Origin of the sequence: Butyricicoccus sp. (assembly GCF_050872565.1) — a bacterium.
GTDB lineage: Bacteria > Bacillota > Clostridia > Oscillospirales > Butyricicoccaceae > Butyricicoccus_A.
Genome location: NZ_JBNMHC010000453.1, coordinates 1 through 1,498, shown reverse-complemented (window position 1 = coordinate 1,498; position 1,498 = coordinate 1). Strand labels below are relative to the sequence as shown.

Below are 1,498 nucleotides of genomic sequence, written 5' to 3'. Positions count from 1 at the left end.
TGCTCGTCAAAGCTGTCAATATCATCCGAAACATAATACTCTGTGTTTCCGGTGCGCTCCTCTGCGCGGTCGATAAACGTCTTGACATAATCTGCCGCCTCTGCGCCGACATCAATGAGTGTCACCTTGTCCCCCATGAATCGGTGGATGGCTTCGCGCAGCAGCGGGAAATGGGTACAGCCGAGAATGAGCGTGTCCACACCAAAGTCCTTAATGTCCGCGAGGTATTCCTCAACGACAAGCTGTACCACTTTGTCATCCGGAGAAAATCGTCCGTTTTCTACCAGAGAAACAAACAGCGGACAAGCGCGGGCAATGGTCTCGATGCCCGGACGCTGCGTGTGCAGGCGCGCTTCATACGAGCCGCTCTGAATGGTGCCGCGCGTGCCGATAATGCCCACGCGGTCATTCTTGGTATACTTGAGTGCCGCATGACATGCCGGCTTGACAACGCCAACCATCGGCAAGGTATTTTCTCCCTTGACGACATCCAGTGCCACCGAGCTGACCGTACCGCAGGCAACGACAATTGCCTTAATGTCATGCTGAATCAAAAACGCCGTATCCTGGCGGGTATAGTTAATAATGGTCTGGCGTCCGCGCGAGCCATACGGCACACGGCCGGTATCGCCAAAATAAATAATATCTTCGTTGGGCATGACGCGATGCAGCTGACGAACTGCGGTCAGACCGCCCAAGCCGGAATCAAACACACCGATCGCTCTATTATCCATCATACCGCTCCATTGCAAAAGAAATCAGTCGATCAATGAGATCGGCATACGCAAGACCCATATGCTCCTGAAGCTTCGGATACATGCTGATGCTCGTGAAGCCCGGAATGGTATTGATCTCGTTGAATACGATTTCGTCATCTGCATAGGTGCAGAAGAAGTCCACGCGGGACAGTCCCTTGCAGCCCAGTGCGCGATAGACGCGAACAGCATCCTCCCGAACCGTCTGCATGGCCTTTTCGCTGATGTGAGCCGGAATATACAGACCGGACGTGCCGTCTACATATTTTGCCTCAAAGGTATAGAATTCCTGGCTCGGTGCGATCTCACCGGCAAAGGTTGCTGTCGGCTCGTCGTTTCCGAGCACAGCGACCTCAATTTCGTGACCGGCGATAAACTCTTCGACCAGAACCTTGGCGTCATACTTAAATGCCTCTGCCAGACCAGCCTTGAGCGATGCGCGGTCTGTCGCCTTAGATACGCCGACGGAAGAGCCTTCGCTGCACGGCTTGACAAATACCGGATAAGAACCCAGCTTTTCCTCTGCCAGTGCGCACTCCGCATCGGCATCCTGTTCAAACGCGTGCTTGCGTGCCAGATAGAACGCCGCCTGACGCACGCCTTCCTGCTCCACAACAACCTTGGTCAGGCTCTTGTCCATCGAGCAAGCGGATGCTGCAACACCCGGTCCGACATACGGAATATGTGCCAGCTCCAGCAGACCCTGAATGGTGCCGTCCTCGCCGCCGATGCCGTGCATAACC

The 1,498-nt window shown here is 54.7% G+C and carries 2 protein-coding genes; both read right to left on the bottom strand.

All coding sequences use genetic code 11. The annotated features are described in order from the left end of the window. The coding region (gene murI / locus ACR0P9_RS12440; RefSeq protein WP_432620617.1) for a glutamate racemase at window positions 1–734 on the bottom strand (734 nt) is incomplete at its 3' end. Continuing rightward, on the bottom strand, window positions 727–1,498 hold a 772-nt coding region (locus ACR0P9_RS12435), incomplete at its 5' end, for a D-alanine--D-alanine ligase family protein (RefSeq protein WP_432620615.1). The genes ACR0P9_RS12435 and murI, both read right to left, overlap by 8 nt.